This window comes from Hydrocoleum sp. CS-953, assembly GCF_002260545.1.
Classification (GTDB): Bacteria; Cyanobacteriota; Cyanobacteriia; order Cyanobacteriales; family Microcoleaceae; genus Trichodesmium.
The window spans coordinates 1-5,846 of sequence record NZ_LGSU01000990.1; the positions used below are offsets into that span (position 1 = coordinate 1).

At 33.1% G+C, this 5,846-nt stretch carries 5 protein-coding genes and 1 pseudogene; 1 reads left to right on the forward strand and 5 read right to left on the reverse strand.

All coding sequences use genetic code 11. From position 1 onward, the window contains the following. Nucleotides 1-376: 376 nt before the first annotated feature. A complete protein-coding gene (gene plsY, locus AFK68_RS14035; protein WP_094673341.1) occupies nucleotides 377-1,051 on the forward strand; it encodes a glycerol-3-phosphate 1-O-acyltransferase PlsY in 675 nt (224 codons plus the stop codon). 86 nt (nucleotides 1,052-1,137) lie between these two features. Here the strand turns inward: plsY and AFK68_RS14040 are convergent. The 5 genes and pseudogenes from AFK68_RS14040 to AFK68_RS14060 all read right to left on the reverse strand — a co-directional run. Next, the coding region (locus AFK68_RS14040; RefSeq protein ID WP_210407399.1) for a DUF928 domain-containing protein at nucleotides 1,138-1,329 on the reverse strand (192 nt) is incomplete at its 5' end. 49 nt (nucleotides 1,330-1,378) lie between these two features. Then, on the reverse strand, nucleotides 1,379-2,098 hold the full coding sequence (locus AFK68_RS14045; protein ID WP_094673342.1) for a DUF928 domain-containing protein: 720 nt from the start codon (nucleotides 2,096-2,098) through the stop codon (nucleotides 1,379-1,381). A gap of 872 nt (nucleotides 2,099-2,970) precedes the next feature. Continuing rightward, entirely contained in the window at nucleotides 2,971-4,179 is a 1,209-nt protein-coding gene (locus AFK68_RS14050) for a CHASE2 domain-containing protein (protein ID WP_094673343.1), read from the reverse strand. Between the two features lie 34 nt (nucleotides 4,180-4,213). Next, nucleotides 4,214-5,060: pseudogene (locus tag AFK68_RS14055) on the reverse strand (CHASE2 domain-containing protein); the annotation flags it as partial. A 127-nt stretch (nucleotides 5,061-5,187) separates the two neighbouring features. Continuing rightward, nucleotides 5,188-5,628, reverse strand: a complete 441-nt coding sequence (locus AFK68_RS14060; protein ID WP_094673344.1) for a pentapeptide repeat-containing protein — start codon at nucleotides 5,626-5,628, stop codon at nucleotides 5,188-5,190. Nucleotides 5,629-5,846 lie beyond the last annotated feature (218 nt).

Below are 5,846 nucleotides of genomic sequence, written 5' to 3' on the forward strand. Positions count from 1 at the left end.
ATCTAACTATGTAATGCTCTAATTATCTATATATCAATTAATGAAATGTTGCTTAATTAGGGTTTGCTGATTAAATAAAAAAGCCTTTATATACATATCAAGGTTTAAGCATTTTTAGGTCTGGAAAAAGTACAAGGTTTTTGTTCTAAAGAGCTGCAAAAAGTTAGGATTTTGGGTTGACTATTGGCTGAAAAATTAAGGGATAATTCTTCTTCCTACCACCTCTAAATTCTCCATTGCTCCTGACTCAGTAGGGACGTTGCATGCAACGTCCCTACCTCCTTACCCATAAGACTTTTTCAGCAAGCTCTAATTAGGTGATATGAAATTTATGGTTCTTATTACTAATTTTTTCAAGGTTTAAAGGAATAAATTAATGATTAATTGGTTACTATTAAATGCAGTAATATTAATTGTTGCCTATTTATTGGGTGCTACTCCTAGTGGCTATTGGATAGGTTCTTGGTTTTATGGTATTGACATTCGTGAACAAGGTTCTGGTTCTACAGGTGCAACTAATATATTAAGAACTTTGGGAAAGTTGCCTGCTTTGGCTGTGTTATTTATTGATATTTTAAAGGCAGTATTGGCGATAGTTCTAGTACGTTATATTTACTCTCTCCTTTTTACTCAAAACCTAACTATTGCTGCTGGAATAACTGATATTGATTTAGCAAAAGAATGGATGGTTATTTTAGCAGGATTAATGGCTATATTAGGTCATAGTAAATCTATTTGGATTGGTTTTAAAGGTGGCAAGTCTGTTGCTTCTAGTCTGGGTATTTTGTTAGCAATGTCTTGGGTTGTTGGTTTAGGAACACTTGGTGTTTTTATTGTTGTTATTAGTATTAGTCGTATCGTTTCTTTGAGTTCTATTATTGCTGCTGTTGCCGCTTCGGGTTTAATGTTTATTACAGGGAAACCACTTCCTTATGAAATATTTGCTATTATTGGTGGGGTATATGTGATTTGGCGTCACAGCAGCAATATTGAACGACTATTAGCTGGTACAGAACCTCGTATTGGGCAAAAGTTATCAACAGAATCTTAGTTCAACAATTATTAATTATTAATTATTAATTATTAATTATTAATTACCTCTTCTGAAGTCTGAGTTCTGACTTAATTATTCATCTTCTATGGTTCTTTTAATGGCTCTGTAGCTACTTCATTTAAACCTACTGAATTGAGCAAATTTTGCCATTCTGAAGTAAATTTTACATCGTTGGGATTAGAGCGAATTAGTTCTGCTAAAGTAACGAGTGCTTCATACCATATACCAGCTTCTGAATAAATTAACCAGCGATCGCTCTCTGGAGTTTTTTGTATNATTAATTACCTCTTCTGAAGTCTGAGTTCTGACTTAATTATTCATCTTCTATGGTTCTTTTAATGGCTCTGTAGCTACTTCATTTAAACCTACTGAATTGAGCAAATTTTGCCATTCTGAAGTAAATTTTACATCGTTGGGATTAGAGCGAATTAGTTCTGCTAAAGTAACGAGTGCTTCATACCATATACCAGCTTCTGAATAAATTAACCAGCGATCGCTCTCTGGAGTTTTTTGTAATTTTGTTGTCAAATCTGCACTGGGATTAACTCTTTGAATTGAGCCTTCTACCATAGCTTCAGGAATAGGAGTTTCACAGATTAAACTGAACGTCCAGTTATAATTTTTACCTACTTTTAGCTCTGGTTGATCGGTAGGAATTTTAATACCTATAATACCCTGACTATCGGGCAGTAATACTATATCTTCATAAACCTTTTTTTGAGTAGAATCTTTTAAGATAAACTCTCCAGCTATAGCTGTATTTTCTGGCACATAAATAAATATTGTTGGATGTGATGCCAGGGTTAATACTTGTCTGTTATTTGTCTTAGGAGTTAAAGGAGTTAAAGGTTTTTGACCCTCATAAAAGCAACTACCCCGTGTGCCTCCAGGAACAGTATCTCCTGTACCTCTATCTGTGCGTGGAGTAATATTTGCTAATGTATTTCTTGATAAAGAAATAGTAGATAATCCTAGAAATAATAATGTCAAAACAAGAGTTTTGAGTTTCAGGGAAGATAGTAAATTTTTTTGATAAATATTCATAGTCAGATAAGGTTTGTATTTTTTCTAATTATGGTTTACTTAGAAATTATTTTCCCTAAAAATTAGAAAATATTTATTTGACTTTTAGCCTATTCATTTTAATTTTTTAGGGTTCAGAGGCGAGCAGGAGCATTTTGAGAATTCATTCATACTTATACCGTTTCACGGAAGTCAAAAGTCAAAATTTTGATTTTATCGACTTCAAACTTTGATTCCACAGTAATTTCAGGCAATTATTTCACATTTAAAGTTTGAAACTATTTGTTACCTCTTTAAAGTGAATTAGTATTACTATTATATATCGTATTTATATTTGGGTGATGCAGAAAGTATTTGCATAATTAGGAAAAGGAAGAATAGTAGCGGATTTTAGAGAATTTTTGAGAGAAGAGCAAGAGNTCCGAAAACTATTATATATCGTATTTATATTTGGGTGATGCAGAAAGTATTTGCATAATTAGGAAAAGGAAGAATAGTAGCGGATTTTAGAGAATTTTTGAGAGAAGAGCAAGAGAATATTTTTACTGGTGTTTATAACCGCCAGGCCGGTTTTTCATTTTAGTAGACCACAAAGTAGGGACTTTGTATGCAACGTCCCTACTGGTTTACCATTTTTTTAATGTGGTTTATTTACCTGAAAATTGCTTTAAAAAGACGGGACTTTCAACTTCTGAAATATTTTTGGTAAATAATTTATTTTTAGCTAATTAAAGGGCTTTTCACAAAGTTAGACTACAAAACTTTTTTCTTCTTCCTTCTTCCGTCTTCCTTCTTCCTTCTTCCTTTTAAAACTTCTTCCTTTTAAAACTTCTTCCTTCTTCTTTTAAACCCAAATATCTGTACTCTAAAAAACATGAAAACTGCTATAAAAATTATTTTCTACCAGTAACCAAATATATACCAACTGATATTTCCTTCCCTTTAAGATAAAAATCACCCCAAGATTCTACTTGAAATTTTCCACCTAAATGTGACAAAGTTTCTTGAGCAATCAAAATTCGGCAAATTCCTGGATGCCGTTCTTTTTCAAAACTTTCTAACCGAGAAGCAATATTAACACTATCCCCAATTACTCCATATTCTAAGCGATTTTTTCCGCCTAAACTACCCACTGTTACAGTTCCCGTATAAATTCCTACACGCATTTTTATTTCTGGAGAACCTTCTTGATGCCATTGATGATTCAACTTTAACAAATGTTTGTCCATTGCTAAAGCACAATTAACTGCATTTTGAGCATCTATAGCAATCTCTTCAACAGTGTTACTAGGTACTGGTATACCAAATACTGCAATTATTCCATCTCCAGTAAATTTATTGACTATTCCGTGATGATTAATAACAATATCTGTCATAGCACTCAGATATTCATTTAACCAAATCATTAAAGCTTCTGAGGATTTTTTTTCTGAGATAGTGCTAAAGTTTTTTAAGTCAGTAAATAAGATAGTTGCTGTAACTGTTTTTGGTGGTAAAATTCCACTATTAATTAAGTCTGAACGTTCTTGCCAAAGAGCATTAGCAATCTGTGGAGAAGTTTGCTGACCTAATAATTTCATCACCAGATTTTGTTGTTGCCATGATTCTTGAATCTTATAACAGATAACTATGCCACCTGTAATCACCATTCCTGTTACTGGTGCTGCTATAGGTATCCATTTTGAATTGAGAAAAATAGCATAACTAATACCTATTAAAATACCTAAACTCAGAAAATTCATTAACACCAAAGTTATAAGTTTTCTGATATTCCAAGCTAGGCTAGCACCAACAATTGACCAAGCTATAATCCATAGTATTTCTGTTGATTCTTTCCAGAATAAAAATAACTTTCTATTATCAAGAACTGCACTAATAATTTGACTTGTAATGTGTGCATGAACCTCCACTCCTGCAATTCTTAATAACTTTAAACTAGCAAAACTATCAGGAGTAAAAAAAAGGTCATTTCCACTAGGAGCAGTAGTACCAATCAGAACAATTTTATTTTTGACTAATTTAGGGTCAAAATTACCTTTTAAAACATTCGTTATAGTAATTTTTGGAGCAACAGATTTAGAATTACGATAATTAATTAAAATTCTATATTTTTCGGATAGGTTTTAAGCTAACCCNGAGCAGTAGTACCAATCAGAACAATTTTATTTTTGACTAATTTAGGGTCAAAATTACCTTTTAAAACATTCGTTATAGTAATTTTTGGAGCAACAGATTTAGAATTACGATAATTAATTAAAATTCTATATCCTGTATCATCTATTCTTTGGTATCCTCCTGAATTTGATTTTAATTCTTTAAATAATACGTCACCTAATTTATATTCATTATTCTCAGTTAAAGCAGGGGATATTCCATAATCTTTCAGATAAATAAGAGCTAATTGTAGAGAAAAAGCTGTCAATGTTTGATTGCCATCATCTGTAAATAGTAAAGTACGACGCACTACACCATCCGGGTCAATACTAATATTATTAAACCCAATTCTTTCTTGTGGCATTGTTGGAGGTGGCCCTACTGTATCACGAACAGATTCGCCAACGAAAGTAATAGCAAAAATATTCGGTTTTTTTAGTTGTTCTAATAATTCTGAATGACCAGGGTCATAAGGAATATCTCGATATATGTCTATACCTATTGCTTTGGGTTGATGGTTTTGTAGAGATACTAAAACTTTGGCCATAATTTCATCATGTATTGGCCATTGCTGCAAATACTGAATATCTTTTTCAGTTATCTCTACTATTAAAAGTCGAGGATCTGGTTTTTCATCAGACCGCAGACGCATCATACCATCAAATATTTTTATTTCTACTGGTTGAAATCCTCCTAAATTTCTGAAAAATAGTAAAGCAAGGATAGTAACACTAGAAAGAGTAATTATTGGTATTGGTATCCTTAGAGAATTAATTTTTTTATCGATCCATTGGAAAAAATGTATAAGCCCCATAATTTTAATGGCCATTAATCCTCTTTCAATTAGTTGTAAGTAAGTATTCTCCACACTTATGTACTATTCAGATAGATATTCAAACTATCGATTAATTTTGATAACAAAAGCATGGAGATTAGGGAATTTCCCCTCAGTTCACCTACTCATGTCTAACACCATCTGGCATTATTGTGCCAATAAGAATTGCTCCTTCTAAACTAGCTCCTTCCAAATTTGCTCCCCCTAGGTTTGCTCCTTCTAAGTTAGCTCCTGATAAATTTGCCCCTACCAAATAAGCTCCTCCTAAGTTTGCTCCTCCCAAGAAAGCTCCTTCCAAATTAGCTCCTTCCATATAAGCTCCCCCAAGGTTTGCTCCTCCCAAGTAAGCTCCTCCTAAATAAGCTCCCCCTAAGTTTGCTCCCCCTAAGTTTGCTCCTCCTAACTTAGCTCCTGCAAGGTTGGCGACTGGTAGTTTTGCTTCCCCAAGATTTGCTCCTCCAAGGTTTACACCTCCTAGTCTGGCTCCTTCTAGGTAGCAGTTTGGACACTCACGAGTCTCTAACAAAAGTCTAATGTTTCGTTCTATTTGTTGGTTAATCATTACTTAGAATCATTAAAATCTAGTCTAACTATTTATAACTATAGTTAGTAATGCAGCTACTGGTAATATCATGTCGGGTTGAACAGTGATAAATAAATAACTAGGTCGGAGTCAGTCATCAGGAGGGAAGAAAGAAGAACAGGAAAAGAAGGAGAAAGTTTTTTTGATCACTAATTATCCGGACATTATATAAGTCAAAAGTCAAAAATAAAAAATAA

Coding starts and splice junctions, on each gene's coding strand:
- plsY (WP_094673341.1), top strand. CDS start 377: ATGATTAATTGGTTACTATTAAATGCAGTAATATTAATTGTTGCCTAT.
- AFK68_RS14045 (WP_094673342.1), bottom strand. CDS start 2,098: ATGAATATTTATCAAAAAAATTTACTATCTTCCCTGAAACTCAAAACT.
- AFK68_RS14060 (WP_094673344.1), bottom strand. CDS start 5,628: ATGATTAACCAACAAATAGAACGAAACATTAGACTTTTGTTAGAGACT.